At 60.6% G+C, this 289-nt stretch carries 1 protein-coding gene; it reads right to left on the reverse strand.

The annotated features are described in order from the left end of the window. A partial coding sequence (locus tag ACW9IR_RS29900; RefSeq protein WP_457466207.1) for a zinc-binding dehydrogenase occupies nt 1-289 on the reverse strand: 289 nt, incomplete at both ends.

Raw genomic sequence — 289 nt, forward strand, 5'->3', positions numbered from 1 at the left:
CTATGATCGACCAGTCGACGCTGGTCTCGGCACCAAACACGCTGAACTCGACAAAACGCCCGAGCTTGCGGATCAGGTCCAGGCCCTGGGTCACGCCCGCCGGCACGCCGGTGGTTTCGATGTAGACGTCGCAGCCGTAGTTGTCGGTCAGGCCGTTGATGATTTCGCGGGCGTTGTCGCGCGACGGGTTGATCACCACATCGGCGCCGAATTTTTTCGCCAGTTCCAGGCGCTCGTCGACCATGTCGATCACCACCAGTTTCTTCGGGGTTTTCAACGCAGCGACTTG

The sequence above is a fragment of the Pseudomonas sp. SDT291_1_S447 genome (genome assembly GCF_054070155.1).